This is a genomic window from Pseudomonas sp. SDI, assembly GCF_003105155.1.
Classification (GTDB): Bacteria; Pseudomonadota; Gammaproteobacteria; order Pseudomonadales; family Pseudomonadaceae; genus Aquipseudomonas.
Window position 1 is genome coordinate 57,705 of record NZ_QETK01000009.1, and the last position, 15,671, is coordinate 73,375.

The 15,671-nt window shown below is 66.6% G+C and carries 10 protein-coding genes; 2 read left to right on the forward strand and 8 right to left on the reverse strand.

The features are described from left to right. Positions 1–45: 45 nt before the first annotated feature. From DCO48_RS08035 to DCO48_RS08060, 6 genes are all read right to left on the reverse strand, one after another. Positions 46–1,569: an ABC transporter substrate-binding protein gene (locus tag DCO48_RS08035; protein ID WP_177410595.1), complete on the reverse strand. Its 1,524-nt coding sequence runs from the start codon at positions 1,567–1,569 to the stop codon at positions 46–48. A gap of 3 nt (positions 1,570–1,572) precedes the next feature. After that, entirely contained in the window at positions 1,573–2,238 is a 666-nt protein-coding gene (locus DCO48_RS08040; RefSeq protein WP_116550066.1) for an SCO family protein, read from the reverse strand. Further along, positions 2,235–2,891 carry an SCO family protein gene (locus DCO48_RS08045; protein WP_116550067.1) on the reverse strand — a complete coding sequence of 219 codons (657 nt, stop codon included), beginning with the start codon at positions 2,889–2,891 and terminating at the stop codon, positions 2,235–2,237. The genes DCO48_RS08040 and DCO48_RS08045 overlap by 4 nt, the downstream gene beginning before the upstream one ends. A 28-nt stretch (positions 2,892–2,919) precedes the next feature. Continuing rightward, a complete protein-coding gene (locus tag DCO48_RS08050; RefSeq protein WP_116550068.1) occupies positions 2,920–4,866 on the reverse strand; it encodes a YncE family protein in 1,947 nt (648 codons plus the stop codon). A gap of 18 nt (positions 4,867–4,884) precedes the next feature. After that, a complete protein-coding gene (mnxG, locus tag DCO48_RS08055; RefSeq protein ID WP_116550069.1) occupies positions 4,885–10,707 on the reverse strand; it encodes a manganese-oxidizing multicopper oxidase MnxG in 5,823 nt (1,940 codons plus the stop codon). Positions 10,708–10,857: 150 nt separating this feature from the next. Further along, positions 10,858–11,463 (reverse strand): lytic transglycosylase domain-containing protein, encoded by a 606-nt coding sequence (locus DCO48_RS08060; RefSeq protein ID WP_116550070.1) that lies wholly within the window; start codon positions 11,461–11,463, stop codon positions 10,858–10,860. Between the two features lie 174 nt (positions 11,464–11,637). Here DCO48_RS08060 and gspG point away from each other — a divergent pair, with 174 nt between their 5' ends. Both gspG and DCO48_RS08070 read left to right on the forward strand, forming a co-directional pair. After that, on the forward strand, positions 11,638–12,060 hold the full coding sequence (gene gspG / locus DCO48_RS08065) for a type II secretion system major pseudopilin GspG (protein WP_116550071.1): 423 nt from the start codon (positions 11,638–11,640) through the stop codon (positions 12,058–12,060). A gap of 12 nt (positions 12,061–12,072) precedes the next feature. Continuing rightward, positions 12,073–13,260 carry a type II secretion system F family protein gene (locus DCO48_RS08070; RefSeq protein WP_116550072.1) on the forward strand — a complete coding sequence of 396 codons (1,188 nt, stop codon included), beginning with the start codon at positions 12,073–12,075 and terminating at the stop codon, positions 13,258–13,260. A gap of 1 nt (position 13,261) precedes the next feature. Here the strand turns inward: DCO48_RS08070 and DCO48_RS08075 are convergent, their stop codons facing one another. Both DCO48_RS08075 and DCO48_RS08080 read right to left on the reverse strand, forming a co-directional pair. Beyond that, the gene (locus DCO48_RS08075) at positions 13,262–14,371 is read right to left on the reverse strand and encodes an RHS repeat-associated core domain-containing protein (RefSeq protein ID WP_116550073.1); all 1,110 of its coding nucleotides are present in this window, start codon (positions 14,369–14,371) and stop codon (positions 13,262–13,264) included. 169 nt (positions 14,372–14,540) lie between these two features. Beyond that, complete coding sequence (locus DCO48_RS08080; RefSeq protein WP_116550074.1) at positions 14,541–15,572, reverse strand: RHS repeat-associated core domain-containing protein; 1,032 nt, start codon at positions 15,570–15,572, stop codon at positions 14,541–14,543. Positions 15,573–15,671: the final 99 nt, after the last annotated feature.

A 15,671-nucleotide genomic window follows, 5' to 3' on the forward strand; every position in this document is an offset into this window, starting at 1 on the left:
ACCTCGCTTGGAATGGAAGTCGGCAACTGCGCGGGTGTAGGCGGTTCATGGCCCCAGCTCCAGCCGCCGATACGGCGCCACCGGGTAGAACATCGGCCCCGGCAGTTCCAGGATCACTACATGCGCGCCGTCCAGCCCACGGCGTCGGCCGGGGCCGAAGCCCAACGGTGGGGTCAGCCCGGTGTCGACGTCATGCAGGCCCTCCAGCGCTGCCACCAACTTGTCGCGGCTGGCGTCACGCCCAGCGCGCTTGAGCCCTTCCTCCAGCAGCAGCATCGAACACCAGGCGCCCACCTGCAGCAGCGCCTGGCGGCCATCCAACCCTTCGCGCGCGCGCAGCGCGGTCAACGCCTCGCGGCCACGCGCGCTCCAGTCGCTGGGGATGAACGGATAGGCCAGAAACACCCGCCGCGACCACTGCTCGGGCAAACGCGCCACCGCCCCGGCGACCTGACTCGACGCGGCAAACAGATACGGTGCCCGCCCCGCCGCCTGCAACGCCTCCACCACCTGCTCGAACGCCTGCGCCGAGCCCAGGTAGAACAACGCCAAGGTGTCCGGCGCCTGCCCGTCGAAGCGCAGCACCGGCACCTCGCCCCAGCCGCGCCTGCGCAAATCAGCTTGCAGCGCCGTGGCCGTCGCGGCCTGCTCGGCCTCGCTGTAGACGATCTGCGCCGGCCCCTGCTGCACCGACAAACGCGTCTCGGCATACGCCGCCACACTCTGCAATTGCTCGCGGACACCCGGCAACGGCTCGAAAATCTGCCGGCTGTAGGCCGCCTGCCCCAGCGCCCCGACCAAGGGCACCTGCGCCTGTTCCAGCCGCGCGGCCAGGGTCTCGTCCAGCGCCGGGGCCATCGGCATGACCAGGGCAAACACCTGCTCCTCGCCGAGCAGCCGCTGCAAGGCCTGCTCGGCAGACGCTCGGTCCGGCCCCGGATCGAGCGTCACCAGTTGCACCTGCCGGCCATGAATGCCGCCCTGCTCGTTGATCTGCTGGATGCTGCCGTCGAGCACCGCCGCCACCACCTGCGCCGCCTCGGCCAACTCGCCGGCCTGCGGCAGCAGCGTGCCGAGGCGCAGGGTCTGGGCTTGCAGCCCCGGATCGCGGTCCGCCTCCAGGCGCTTGAGGTAGGCAATCAGGTTGCACCGGTCACTCAGGGCCATGGAAAATCGCGGCATCGCCGGGTCCAGGCGCTGCCCCGCCGGGTCACGGCCCTGTTCGATAGCCCGCGCCAGGCTGGCCTCGGTGTAGGCCGGATACCTGCGGCCATTCACCTGCCGCTCGCCCTGCCCCAGCGCCAGCCGCTGCCAGCTCAGCGCCGGCGGGCGCACACCGCCCTCCGGCCGGCCCTGGCCATCGGCGCCATGGCAGCCGGCACACGGGGTGACACTGGCCGGCACCTGCATATCGGCCGCGCCGACCCACGCCGTGACCTCGCCGCCAGTGGCCGAAAGGCCCTCGCGGTACAGGCGTTTACCGGCCAGTTCCTGCGCGTTCAGCTCCAGCGCCTGGGCCGACTGGGCCACGCTCAGGGCCAGTAGCAGCACGATCTGCCAGCGGTTCATGGCTTACAACCCGGCCACAGGTTGCGCGAGCAGTTGCAAGCGCTGAGCGATGGCCTGCGGCGGCGCATCCGGGCGAATCTTGCTCCAGCGCTTGCCGGCCACATCGCCGACGATCAGTTGGGTGGAATGCTGCTCGGGACTCGGCACCATCTGCCCCAGGCGTGCCAGCACCAGGTCGATCTGTGCCTGTTCGCCAGTCAGGAACAACCAGTTCGGGCCGTCCACCCCCTGCTGCTGGGCAAAGTTCTTCAGCACGGCCGGCGAGTCGTTGCTCGGGTCGCTGGTCAGCGAGATGAAGGTGACCTTGCTCGCCGCCGCCTCGCCCATCGCCTCGCGCACCTCGCGCAGCTTGCGGGTGATCAGCGGGCAGGCATCGTTGCAGTGGGTGTAGATCACGTTGAGCAGCACTACACGGTCCTTGAGCACGTCGCTGTAGAAGCGCAGCTGATTGCCGTTCTGGTCGCGCAACAGGCTGTCGGTGAAATACGTCTGGGCATCGCGGGTGCCGCCGGCCGGCGTGGCCGGGGTGGCCAGCGGGCCGCCACTGCCGCTGGCTGGCTGATGGCCGTCGTGGGCAAAGGCCATCGAGGCCATGATCCACAGGCAGGCGCCCAGCACCAGCCAATCGAAGGTTTTCATGCCGACCTTGCGCTGCATGACCGTGCTCATGGCTGTTGCTCCTGGGCAATGGCCGTGTGCTTGGCATGCACGCGGCGTGCGCTCAAGCGATTGATTTCGGCCACCAGTACATTCGGGTCGGTGAAGCCGTAGAAGCGTGTCCAGTGCCCGCTATGGCCGTCGCCGACCAGGATCAGCGGCGGATGATTGTTCAGGTCCGGGCTCCAACTGCCGAGCCCCTTGAGGGTTTCGCTCACTGCGTATGGGCTGCCGGTCAACCAGCTCCAGCCCGGACCTTGCTGGAAGGTCCGCGAATAGCCGAGCAGGCGCTGCGGATCGTCGCGCTGCGGGTCGACGCTCAGCGACACCAACTGCACCTCGCTGCCGACCCGGCCGCCCAGTTGCTGCTGGACCTTGCCCATGATCGAGGAGACCACCGGGCACACCGTGGTGCAGCGGGTGTAGATAAAGCCCATCACCACCAGCTTGTCGCCGACCAGGTCTTGTTCCAGGCGTACCGGCATGCCGTGCTGATCCAGCAGCGACACATCGGCAAAGCGTACCTGGGTTTTTTCCGCATGCGCCGGCGGCGCCTGGTGCCCGGCGTGCTCGTCGGAGTGGGCGCCGGAATGGGCCATGGCGCTGCCGCTGGCGGCGGCCAGCAGGCACAGGGCGAACAGTCGGCTCAGGGTCTGTGATTTCATCGCGCGTTCCTCGTGCGGGTTCAGCGGGTCATTGCGCCTTGGCAGGCAGAACCCGCAGGCTGGTGTAGTTCTTTTCGGCAAACGCCGTGCCCAGCGACGGTGCCTGCACATGCAGGTACCAGGCGCCGGCCTCGGCCAGCTGCAACGGCGCTTCGTAGAGCCCGTCGCCCAACTCCTTGACCTCGCTGCTCATGGCCCGCGACGACGGCGCGAGGAAATAGCGCAGCGACAGATCACGCACCCCCAGGCGCGGCTGGCCGCTGCCCTCGACCAGGCGGAAGCGCGCCACGAACGGGCTGCCCTGCTGCGCCGGGGCCGGGTCGAGGAGAAACTCCACCCGCGTCACCTGACGGTGCGGGGCGCTGGCCGACGCCGCCACCTGGGTGCTGAAGCAGTGGATGATCTGCGGTTGGTTGAGCAGGAAGGCGACATCGAAGGTGCCGGCCGCCGGCAGTTTTACCGTCGAGCTGTAGACCCCCGGCGACACCTCGCGCAAGCTGCGGTCGACGACCAGCGCGGCGCGTGCGGCGTGCCCACGGTTGGCATAGCCGGACATCGGCGCGTTCATCCCTTCGGCATAGAAGTAGGTGGTGTTGTCCACCGGGTTGACGACAAACACCGAGTTATCGTCGCGCGCCGTGGTCAGGCCCAGGGCCAGCGGCAGGTCGCCGGCCTGGCGCGGCGCCGCCGGGCCGGCGTCGAAGCCCTGGATGATCGGCTGGCGGCCGCGGCCCAGGCTCGACAGGTTGATCATGGTGACCTTCGGCGAGGCCAACCCGCGAATGTAGGCGTAGGCCTGGGTAAAGGTCACCTGATACGGCTCGGCAGACACCTCAAGGTTGTGTACCAGGCTGTCGTTGCTGGCGTCGATCACCGCGGCGCGGTTTTCCAGGGTATTCAGGACGATGCCGAAACGCCCGTCCTGGCTGAAGCGCATCGGCCCCAGACCCTGCTCGGCCTGGATGCGTGTGCGCAAGGTGTGGCGTTGCGCGTCGATCACGCTGATGCTGCCGTCGCGCCCATCGGCCACGTAGACCGCCTGGGACAGTGCCGAATAGGCCACCGACAGCGGGTGCGGGCCGACCTGGAGTGTTTGCGCCAGGTGCATGTTGCTGCTGTCGATCACACTCAGGGTGCCGCTATCACGGTTGCTGACGAACACGTAGCGCGAGTCCTGGCTGAAGGCAATCTCGTGGTGGCCGCGACCAGTGGCGAAAAATTTCACCGGGGTGCGGCTGTGCGCGTCGATGGCGGTGACGCCGCTGTGCGCGGCGTCGGCGGCGTTGTTGCCGACCCACAGCAGGCGCTCGTCCGGTTGCAGGGCGACGCGCACCGGTTGCTGCCCGGCCGGCAGGTCGGCGACATGCTGGAAGGTTGCGGTGTCGATCAGCGCCACCTTGCCCACCTCCGGCAGCGAGACGAACACCTGCTTATCGTCGCGGGTCGCCACCCAGTCCATCGGCGTGGCGCTCAGGCCGATCCGCGCCAGGGTGCTGGTGACGCCGCCCACCGACACCGAGGGGTCGATCACGGTGAGGCTAGCGTCCTTGTTCAGCACCAGCAGGAAGTAGCTGTTGAGGTCCATCAACGGCCGTGCACCGATGCTGCTCTTGAGGAACAGCGCGACCCGCGCCTTGCAGCTCTTGTCGCGGTCCTTGGCGGCATCGCCGGTCAGTGCCGGGTCGATCCAGGCCCCCGGCGAGACCCCCGACAGCGGCTGCCCGGAGGCCTGCTGGGTAACCCGGAACAGCACGTTGGCGTACCCACCCTCGACCAGCCCGTCGCTGCCGGCCAGCGGCCGCGCCTCGAACTCGACGGTGACGCCGTCGCGGCTGAGGCGGTGGTTGGCCTCTGGTTCCTGCTCGCTCAGCGCTTCACGCGGGTCGCACCAGAGGTTCTCGTAAGCCACCCCCAGCCCCATCAACAGCACGCCAGTCAGGATGCCCAGGTACAGCGCTCGATTCTTCTTGTGCATGGCCCTTCTCCTTCCCCATTACTGCGCCGGTGCCGTCGCTGGCGGTGCCTCGTTGGTGACCCGCAGGATCCCCCACAGCCCCGAAACGTTGCCGTAGGCGGCGTAGTCGCGGAACAGGTAGTCACCCAGCACCGAGTTGCTGCCGCCGGCGCTCGGGTGCATGAAGCTGAAGTGCGCTGCCGGCAACACGCTCTCCTGGGCGCCGATGTACATCGCTTGCGGGTTGTAGCCGAAGCGCACCGAACCGATCCCCGGCAGGCTCATCGGGTAGCCACTGGTATCGGACTTCTCGGCCTGGTAGGCGTGCAGCGGCCACAGGTGCCCGTCGAGCTGGTAGGTGATGCCGCGGCTGCCGCCGCTGGGCATCAGCACATGGGTGCGGAACGGCTGACCGGGCTTGGCCCACAGCACCGGGGTTTGCGGATCGCCGCCGACCAGGCTGTTGCTGTAGGCCATGTGCGCGTTCGGCACATCGGCCATGCCGTGGCCGTCGGCGTGGCCGAACGGCGCATCCGGGGCCAGGCCGAAGCGGAACCACAGCGGCTCGGACTTGTAGTTGATGCTCATGCCCGAGTTGTCCTTCGGATCGCCAGGTACGCCGTTGCCTTCGGTCTTGATCCCCTCCACCGGCCGCCCATCGGCCCAGCGCATGTTCACCGCGCGCTGCCAGACCGTGGCGAAGTCGCGATAGGCCGTCTGCCCGCTTGCCTGCACCGTGGCCGAGGCCCGGCTGGCAGTGTCTTCGGTCCAGGTCGCGGCTTGCGGCAGGATGCTCATGGCGCCGACCAGGCCTTTCTGCGGCTGCTTGATCAGGTCGGCCGGGGTCAGGTTGAGGCCGCCGAACTCGATCGCCGTGGGGTTGATGTTGTCGACACTGCGGCCCAGTTGCAGCACTGGCTTGCCCTCCCGCTCCAGGTGCCCGGCGTAGTACTGGTAGACCTTGTTCGGGTAGGCGCCGCTGTTGCCGACCCGTGGCGGTACGGTCTGCACCGGGTTCTGGCCGACGTTGGTGCCGTCCGACTTGGTGATGTCGTAGGCCAGCAATTGCGCATGCAGGCCAACATGGCTGGACGGCCGCATCAGGTTGTTGTTGAACGCGGTGGAGCCCTCGCTGCCGTTGCGGTCGCGCTTGACCACGTTCTGCATCACGGCAGTGCTGGCCAGGTCCGGCATGACGGCCGGCAGGCGGTTCTCCAGGGTGATGTTGATGCAGTCGCCGGCAGTGGCACGCAGCACCAGCGGTTCGATCGGCACCCCGGCCTTGAGCTTGCCGGTAACCGGGTCAAGGTCGGCCTTGCGCACGTAGAGCACGGCGGTCGGATCGTGCAGCGGCCCGGCGTGGCCGCCGATGGTGAAGGTTGCACCGTCCTCCTCGTCGACCACGGTCACCTGCGGGATGCTGGTGCTGCGGCTGTTGTAGACCAGGGTGCCGCCGTTGGCCTTGAGTGGGCCGCCGACATGCTGGCCGACCCCGCTCGGGTCGGTGATGCTCACGCCCAGGTTGTTGTTGAGGATGTCGTTGGCCAGCGCCGCCACCACTTCATAGTTGCGCTGTACGGTCGGCCGGGTACCGATGCCGTTCGGGTTGGCGGTGTAGCGCGGGCAGATGCCGTCGAACGCCACGGTATTGCGTGCGGCCATCGGTTTCGGGTTGTTCGGCAACGGGAACAGGTCGTTGCGGCTGGCGGTGTAGTTGCGCATCACCCCCCACACGCCATTCCAATAGCCTTCCAGCGAGGCATCCAGCGAGTACATGTAGTCGCCGGTGGTGCTCGCCGCGCTCGAAACCATCGACACCGGCGCCAGGAAGCCGAGCTGCTCGGAGATGCCGACCATCTGCGAAGCCTTCCAGCCCGAGTTGGAGCTGCTGCCGAAGCCCGAGCCGCTTTGCAACCATTTCACCCCGTGCATCGTCACGTTGTGTTCCTCTTCATGACCGCCGGCATGCATGCGCAGGCGTACGTTGTCGCCGGAATAGGTGCGCAGCATCGGTGTGAACGGGTCGCCCGGTTCGCTGCCGCCCTTGTTGATGTGCGGCGGGAACTGGGTGGTGCCGCCAGTAGGACCGACTGCCGAGGTGATCGCCGAAGGCGCCAGGTTCAGCGCCGGGATCGCCCGGTCGGTGCGGCTTTGCATGGCGTAGGCAAGGTCGCCCGGCAGGCCGTCGGCCTGCATCCCGCGCTTGCCGTCCGGCGCCGTGCGGTTCGGGTCGAACACGCGCAGGCCGAGCGGTTCGTTGCGGTAGTTGACGACGAACATGCCTGGGTCATCCACCGAAATCGCCTGCGGGCATGGCCGGCTCGGGCAGCCCGGCGCCAGGCCACCACGCGACTCGACCACCGCTTCGAGCAGGTTCGAGGCCATCTGCCGTACCGGCGGATTGATCGCGAAACGGAAGCTGTCGGCCGTGGCCGGGTAGGCCTGGGCGTTCGGCTTGCCGTCCGGGCCGGCGCCGACATAAACGCCGGCTTCATAGGCGTGCTGGAAGTCGGAGAACTCCAGGAAGAACTCGCGGAAGCTGTCGTTGCGGCCGTCATTGTCGAGGTCGCCGGTGGCAATCACCGCCTGCCACGAAGTGGGCCCGCCGTCCTGCCGCAGGGCCTGGTTGTACAGCTGCTCGCCGGTTTCGGCGTGGTACCAGGTGGAGCCGGCCGGTTCCGCCAGCACGGTGGCGTACAGCCCCAGTTGCTGGTGCGTCGATGGGCCGAGGTGGTCATGGGTGAAGATGGTGCCCAGGCCACGGTCGACGTTGTTGACGTTGACCACCGGGTCGGTGAACCAGCGCTGCATGGCCGTGCGGGCGCCCAGCCAGTCCGCGCGGTTGTAGCGGCCAAAGAACGGGTGCGCCTTGGCCACCGGACACGCGGCCGTGCCTTCACGCGGGTCGCCGGCCTGGCATTGGTTGTATTCGCGAATGGCATGGATGCGCTCGACCACGGTGCCGGGCGAGAGAATGCCGTCCTCATAGTTCCAGCCGTTGGACGAGCCGTCGGCGGCGGTCAGGTCCCATTTCGGCAGGTGGATGTGCTGGCCGATCACGTCGGTCGGGGTGCGCACCTGGTAGTCGTCCATTTCGTAGTACGACGGGATCAGGTTGGTGTGCTGGTACATCACGCAGTCGAAGGTGTTCATGCGCATCACCAGCGGCTCCGGTGGGCGCTGTTTGTTGATCACTGCCCAGGCGTCCTCCCAGAGGCTGATGATCCGCGCTTGCGGGAAGTGGTAGCCGACCTTGTTGTACACGGCGTCGAACTGGATGTTCGCGCCTTTGTAGATGCGTGGCTTGTCGGCAGTGAACGGCGACGAACCGCTGAAGCTCATGCCGTCCATACGTTCGCCGCTGTGGTACTCGCCCACACCGGCGGCCTGGGTCAGGCGCTTGGCGCGGTCGTCCATGCACGGCTCGTAGTACGGCGCGCCGGCCACCGGCAAGGCACCGTTGGTGCGGAAGTTGCGCGCCACCAGCTGGTTGCCCGGCAGCAGGGCAAAACTGGGGTGCTCAAGCTTGGAATGGAAGAGCATCGCCGCCTGCTCTACCTCGGTGCCCTCTTCCGGCAGGTACACCGGCTTGGCGCGGGTGATGGCCTTGGAGAAGTCCAGCGCGGTGGTGGTGGTGATCGCTTCGCCGCCGGCGGCCACGCCGTCCAGCGCGTGCCGCGGCAGGCCGCCGTCCCAGCCACCGACCTGGGCCGGGTCGAGGTTGGCCCAGAGGGCCTTGCCGCTGTCGCGCAGGCTGCGCGCCTTGTCTGGGTCGAGCATGTCCAGTGGTGGCGTCGGCGGACGTTGGCCGACAGTGCTTTCCATGCCGCCGATCCAGAACGGATAGCCAGGGTTCTTCAGGCTGCCGTCGGCGTTGCGGTTGCTTTCGCTGCGGTCGACCAGTACCACCGAGCCGATGGCCTGCGGGCCGTCCTCGTGATGACCGCTGTTGTCGTCGCCCTCTGCTTCGGCGTCGTCCTGGTCCTGGTCCTGGTCCTGGTCCTGCGCGGCGACCAGGGTTTCGGCCATTTTCGGGATCACGGCAACTTTGCCCGGCATTGGCGCCATGGCTTTGCCCGGCAGCGGCACGATGGCCGGAATCGGCGTACCGGCGACGATCTCGCCATCCGGCAGTGCCCGCGCGCCCGGCACCGGCTTGCCGCTGCGCAGGGCCCACGGTTGGCTGTGGTAGCCATCGCTGCCCTGCTCCGAGACTTCCAGGCGAGTACCTTCCTCGAACACGTCGTGCACCCGCCACATGCTCCACATGCCCTGGGCGAAGTGCGGGTAGAAGTGACAGTGGTAGATGGCGTCGCCGGCCACTCGGTTGCGGTTGCCGGAGCCGCCGTTGGCGATTTCGTAGGTGTAGCCGACACCTGGGCCGATGCCCTGGGCATCGACATAGTCGGAGTTGTCGTCGTTCGGGTTGAACAGCCACTGGTGCCCGTGCAGGTGGAAGATGTGCTGCTCGTGACCGTTGTGGCTGTTGCGGAACTTGACGAAGTCGCCGATGTAGCTGTGATTGACGTTGGCCGGTTCCGACGGGTAGAGGGCCATGCTGGCCTTGACCCCGGTGTCCTTGCGGTCCGGCACTTCGCCGGGACGGATATTTTCCAGGCCGACGTTGGCCGGTACGTCCACCAGCATGGCCACGTCGCCGACGGTGTGCGAGCTGAGGAAGAATTCTTCATAGGCACATGACAGGCAGTCGTGCATCGGCCCGACACCCAGGCGGTTGGCGACCACTTCGGCGCCCATGCCGCCGGAGCCGTAGTTGATCATGAACGAGTCGCGCGCCGGCTCCAGCACATGGCCCATCACCGGGTCGGCCCAGTAGCCGGGGAAGGCCTGGCTGACCGCCGCTTCGTCGGTGAACACTGAAGAGAAGTCACGGAACGCTTCCAGCCGGTTGGGCAACGCCGGGTTGCGCTTGCCGATACTTTCCAGTGGGTAGGTCGAGGGCGGGAAGCTGCCGTCGGCGTTGGGCCCCATGACAATGGCGTCGGCTTCGCTGGAAATGATCTCGCTGCCGTCGACCATGGCAATGATCGGCATGCCGGCCTTGCCTTCGCTCAGCCAGGGCTCGCGTTGCGGGTAACGCGCCTGGTAGTCGATCACCGGCTGGCCAGTGGGCGCGCGGCCGGTGGTGCTCAGGCGCATTTCCTCTTCGGTGAGGGTGTTGCGGTAGGTGCGCCCACCTTTGGGGGTGACGATCACCTGGCCGAACAGGCCGTTGGCGACGTTGCCGGCACCGCCTTCACCACCGAAGGTCGCGCCTTTGCTGGTAGCGGCGAAGGCGCCTTCGCGCTCGGCGAACAGGGTGTAGGAGCGGGTATTGCCGGGGGCGACGAGGAAGTTGGCGTTACGCCCGGTAAACGCCGAGATGTCCTGGATGCCGTTGACCGCTTGCAGGCCGTTGACCTGGAAGCCAACGTGGCGGTCGCTGACCTGGTCGTCGACCACCGCTTCCAGCGATTCATCGGTGAGGTGCTTGTTCGGGTTGGCCTGGTAGGCCAGCAGGTTCTGCAAGTTGACGGTCAGGCAGTCACCCGCCGCAACCCGCAGCACAATGGGCCGCGGGCGTTTATCAGGGCGCAGCGAGACCTTGCCGGGGACAGCGGCGCCGCCTTTGCTCAGGGGCACGTTGCGTTCGTCGACCACGTCGCGGCGCAGGGCGAACATCATGCCGTTAGGGTTCTGCGCGCCGAGGCGGTTGAACATCATCGGCTGGTCGAAAGCGACGATATTGGCCACCAGCGTGCGCTCGCAACGCACAGCGGCCTCGACGGAGGTTTCCAGGCCGAACAGAGAGGTGACAAGCAATATGAACTGGGTCAGGACAGTGCCTTTGACTGAACTCATCGTGGCGTGCCTCGGTTGCACTGGGGTGGGTCGTTTGAGCGGGTGCTGCAAGGCTTGAGCCAGTTTTTATTTGTGTTGTTTTTCAAAGAGCTAGAGCGAGCTGGGGAACTGGATCGGGGGTTTTCCCCTGTATTGGGGCCGGCACACCGTTCACAACGGCGCATCCAGCGCCAGCCCCTGTAAACGCCGGTACTGGCGCAACACCGTCGGCACATAGCGCCGCGTCTCGGCAAAAGGCGGCACCACCCGGCCCCGGCTCAGCACCGCCTCCGGCCCGGCGTTGTAAGCCGCCACGGCCAGCTCGATATCGTTGTCGAACAAGGTCAGCATCTTTTTCAGGTAGCGTGCCCCGCCCTGCAGGTTCGCCGCCGGGTCGAGCACATTGCTCACCCCCAACTCCCGCGCTGTTCCCGGCATCAGTTGCATCAGCCCACCCGCGCCTTTCGGCGAGCGGGCATTCGGGTTGTAGCGCGACTCGGCCTGCACCACGGCGTGAATCAGCGCCGCCGGCAAGTCGTTGGCCTGCGCCGCTGCGGCAATCAGCTCGGCATACGGCATGCCGGTAATCAGTTGTGGCTGGGCACCGATCGCCACCGTCACGTTCGGTTCGGCAATCACCTGCTGGTACTGCCGGCCGGGCCGGTGCACGTTGGAAAGGACGATGCTGCCGCTGGCCGACATCGAAATGTAAACGTCGGCCTGGGCCGGGGTGCTTGCGGCCAGCCAGGCCAGCAAGGCGGTGGTCAGAATACGCATGGCGCGGTCTCCTCGAAGCGTCCCCAAAAAGTGGGGGTTATCCCCCGCCGGGCGAGGTTTACCGGAGCTAACGCAAGCACTGTGCCGGTCTGCGAGCCAAGCGCTACAAGGCCCGGCGCAGACGCGCACGGCAATTGCATAAGGCCTTGCAGGCGCACACAGGAGGGCCTGGGCATGAACCGTAATCGCCGCTCACAACGTGGATTCACCCTGCTTGAACTGCTGGTGGTGCTGGTGGTGCTGGGCCTGTTGGCCGGCATCGTCGCGCCGAAATACTTCAGCCAGCTCGGCCGCTCCGAGGCCAAGGTGGCCCGCGCGCAGATCGAGGGGCTGGGCAAGGCGCTGGACCTGTATCGGCTGGAAGTCGGCCATTACCCCTCCACCGAACAAGGCCTGCAGGCGCTGGTCAACGCGCCCAGCGACGAGGCGCGCTGGACCGGGCCATACCTGCAGAAAAACGTCCCGCAGGACCCCTGGGGCCATGCCTACGTCTACCGCTACCCCGGCGAGAACGGCGAATACGACCTGCTGTCGATGGGCAAGGATGGCCAGCCCGGCGGCGAAGGCGAGAATGCCGAGATCGCCAGCTGGCAATAGGGGGGATGCACCATGCGCTACCAGCTCAAAGCCCTCGGCAAGGCCGGCATCGTGGCCGTCGAGATCGAGGCCCAGGACCCCACCCAGGCCCGCGAACTGGCCGAGCAGCAAGGCCTGCGGGTGGTCAGCCTGCGCAGTGCCACGCGCTTCGGCGGCCTGCGCTGGCGCCGCCGCGAGCCGTTCGACCTGGTGCTGTTCAGCCAGGAACTGACCACCCTGCTCAATGCCGGCCTGCCGCTGATCGATGCCTTGCAAAGCCTGGCCGAGAAGGAAAGCGCGCCGCAGGCCCGCAAGACCCTCGACCAACTGGTGCGCCTGCTTTACGAGGGCAAGTCGTTGTCCCAGGCCCTGGCGCAACTGCCTGCGGTGTTCCCCACCCTGTACGTGGCGCTGGTGCAGTCCAGCGAAAAGACCGGGGCCCTGGCCGAAGCACTGGGGCGTTATGTCAGCTACCGCCAGCGCATGGACGAAGTGCGGCAGAAGATCGTCAGCGCCTCGATCTACCCACTGCTGCTGTTGCTGGTCGGCGGCGGCGTGGTGCTGTTTCTGCTCGGCTACGTGGTGCCGCGCTTCAGCCTGGTGTTCGAAGGGTTGGGCAGCAACCTGCCGTGGCTGTCGCAGGTGCTGATGAACGCCGGGCTGTTTTTGCATGCGCATCAGACCGAATTGATCGCCGGCACCCTGGCCGCAGTGGCCGCGCTGAGTCTGCTGCAACGCCAACCCGCGGTACGCCGCTGGTTGAGCCGGCAACTGGAGCGCGTCCCGGCGCTGCACCGCCGACTGGTGATGTACGAGCTGGCACGTTTCTACCGCTCGCTGGGGATTCTGCTGCAGGGCGGCATCCCGATCCTCACCGCCATGGCCATGGCCCGCGGGCTGCTCGGCAGCGCCGCCGGCGAACGCCTGGACCAGGCCTGCGAACGGGTGCGCGAGGGCTTGTCGCTGTCCAGTGCGCTACAGGCCGGCGAACTGGTGACGCCGGTGTCGCTGCGCCTGCTGCGCGCCGGCGAGCAGTCGGGCAACGTCGGGCAGATGATGGAGCGCAGCGCCGACTTCTACGACGAGGAAATCGGCCGCTGGATCGAATGGTTCGTGCGCCTGTTCGAGCCGTTGCTGATGACTTTCATCGGCTTGCTGATCGGCCTGATCGTGATCCTGATGTACATGCCGATCTTCGAACTGGCGTCGAGTATTCACTGAATCACCCGTCTCGCGCCGCCAAGGTGGTTTTGGCCGGGGTGGACAGCGTCGATACATTCGGCGAACGTGTTTCCAGGGTGCCCGGGAACATTGCCTCGTCATAGGTCGGCAAGCTACCCAGGTCGTTCCTGAGGGTTCGGACCTCGTGCTCTGCCTGCCAAAGCCTCTGCTCCATGCTGACGGGCACATCCCAGCCGTCCCTGATCATGAGGTCGACCTCGGTGCGTCTGCTACTGAGGATGAATTCGGCGGCGTCCAGCCGTTGCGCCAACCCGGCGGTTACACTCGGATCGCGCGCTGCCGGCGCCATCGTGTAGGCAGGCGGACCGATGTTGCCAACCTGATGCGGGTACGCCGGGGGCCTTTCCGGGGCTGGGAACGTTGTGTTGTCTAGTCGGGAATAGGCTGGCGGCCCGTTCTGCCGGTTACGCCCCAGCAGGTTGCGCACCCGGCCGCGAAGGCCCGAACCTGCCGCCGGTCGGCCCGCCGACGAGGCACTCGCCGCGCCCTCGGTAAGCGCCGCAGAGCGCCGTGCAGAGGGGCGTATCAGCCTGAGCAGGTCATCGAGCATGCCCAAACCGAAGTGCCCCGTCGGGTCGCGGCTGTTCAGCGGATCCCCCTGGACATAGGCATAGGTATTCAGACCGCCCTTGCCAAATGGACTCCAGCTGTCAGGGCTGTTGAAACGCATCAGTGTCGGCATGAAAGCCCTGTAGCCATTGCCGAGCAGGTAGTGCCCGGTCACCGCTTCGTCGCACTCGCCGTTAAACCCCGGCAGAGCCTCGGCGGCCGACTGCGCACGCCGCAACCCATAAGGGGTGTAGGCGAATGTGCGCGCCGCCATCGACTCGACGCTGCCCAGCACCGACATTTGCCGGTCGCTACCCAGCACTGCCGTCTCCCACGCCGCCGCCCAGTGGCGCCGCTGGGCCAAGGCACGACCGTCGTGCTGGAACAACGAGCGGCGTGTCTCGCCATCGCTCTCACTGACCGCGCGCGCCCCGCAATGGAAGCGTTGCATGACGGCACGCCCCGGCCGCAGGACCGCCACCAGCCGGTCGAGCGAATCGTAGCGGTTGCGGCATAACAGAGGACCCAAAGTAACGGACATCCCAGGACTTCCCCAATGATGGTGCTCGGGGGCTCACTATGCTGTGCCGTCGGCGCGGCTGTCACCTGACAGAAATACCAGGTGGCCGCCGCGCCTCAACAATCGAACCGATCCACCGCCCGCCGCCGCTCGTTGTCGTCGCACTGCAAGAGCTAAGCGCTCATGCTCACTACTCGGCAATCGGTTTAAGATCAACAGGCGATACTAATTGATCGTGTAAATGAATCCCATACGGCGGGACCACGCCGGCGTTGGTCCTGATTCTGTGCACCCGGAGATTCTGCTCGTAGAGCCTGTCCATTAGGTGTTTCGGTTCTCTAAAGCCGTTACGACGGAATTCCACGACCAGGCGCCTGGTTTCCCGATACTCCTGGAGTGCGCCTGGGAGCGCCGCCAGAGCCTCCTGCGCATCAAGATCATTGACCGTTTCGGTAAGCTCGCCTTCAGTCCTTGCGTAAGGCGGCGGGCCTTCCTTAGTCAGTGTGCGCGAAGAATAACTCGGAGGCCTGCTCGGCGAAGGTGCAGCATTCGCGCTGTGTGTCGCCGGCAGACCTGTCCGAGTCACGTGCCCACGGGCGCTTGGCGCACCGTCTGCCACATTGCTGGCGACGGTCGATCTGGCCACCCGGCTGCTGGGCGTGCGCAACCTGAGCAGGTTGAGCAACCCCTTGAGCAGACCATGCCCGCTTGGGTCGCTCGCATTTACCGGATCCCCTTCGCAATAGGCGTAAGCATTCAGCCCACCTCGCCCGAACGGGCTCCAGGAGTCCGGGCTGTGGAAGCGCATCAGTACCGGGTTGAAGGCGCGGTAGCCGTTACCCAGCAAATACTGCCCGATCGCCGCCTCGCGCGGCTCGCCGTTGAACCCCGGCAAGCCGTCCGTATCGCCCGCAGGCGCGTGGTATCCAAACGGTGTGTAGGCCTGCTCGGCCGACGTCTGGGGCGTGCCCAGCACCGATTGCTTGTGATCCACCCGCAGCACCTGCGCAACCGTGCGCCCAGCCTGATACTGCTGCTGGGCGAGCAGCCGGTTGTCGTGCAGGAACAGCGAACGCTGCAGGTCACCCAGCACTTGCGTGACCCGCCGTTGGCCGCAGTAGAAGTGTTGCAGGCTCGCCTGGCTAGCGCTCAGCATGCCGGCGAGCCGGTCAAGCGGATCGTATTGGTACTGGCACAGCGGTGTGTTGCGAAACGCTGTCATCGTAGAGCCCCTGGGAATGGTGATGCCGGGGTTCTACCTTGCGCCAAGGTTGAGCGATTGTCGCCTGGCAAAAATACCAGGTAGACGGCTCAAGCCCCG

Coding starts and splice junctions, on each gene's coding strand:
- DCO48_RS08060 (WP_116550070.1), bottom strand. CDS start 11,463: ATGCGTATTCTGACCACCGCCTTGCTGGCCTGGCTGGCCGCAAGCACC.
- DCO48_RS08035 (WP_177410595.1), bottom strand. CDS start 1,569: ATGAACCGCTGGCAGATCGTGCTGCTACTGGCCCTGAGCGTGGCCCAG.
- DCO48_RS08070 (WP_116550072.1), top strand. CDS start 12,073: ATGCGCTACCAGCTCAAAGCCCTCGGCAAGGCCGGCATCGTGGCCGTC.
- DCO48_RS08040 (WP_116550066.1), bottom strand. CDS start 2,238: ATGAGCACGGTCATGCAGCGCAAGGTCGGCATGAAAACCTTCGATTGG.
- gspG (WP_116550071.1), top strand. CDS start 11,638: ATGAACCGTAATCGCCGCTCACAACGTGGATTCACCCTGCTTGAACTG.
- DCO48_RS08075 (WP_116550073.1), bottom strand. CDS start 14,371: ATGTCCGTTACTTTGGGTCCTCTGTTATGCCGCAACCGCTACGATTCG.
- DCO48_RS08080 (WP_116550074.1), bottom strand. CDS start 15,572: ATGACAGCGTTTCGCAACACACCGCTGTGCCAGTACCAATACGATCCG.
- mnxG (WP_116550069.1), bottom strand. CDS start 10,707: ATGAGTTCAGTCAAAGGCACTGTCCTGACCCAGTTCATATTGCTTGTC.
- DCO48_RS08050 (WP_116550068.1), bottom strand. CDS start 4,866: ATGCACAAGAAGAATCGAGCGCTGTACCTGGGCATCCTGACTGGCGTG.
- DCO48_RS08045 (WP_116550067.1), bottom strand. CDS start 2,891: ATGAAATCACAGACCCTGAGCCGACTGTTCGCCCTGTGCCTGCTGGCC.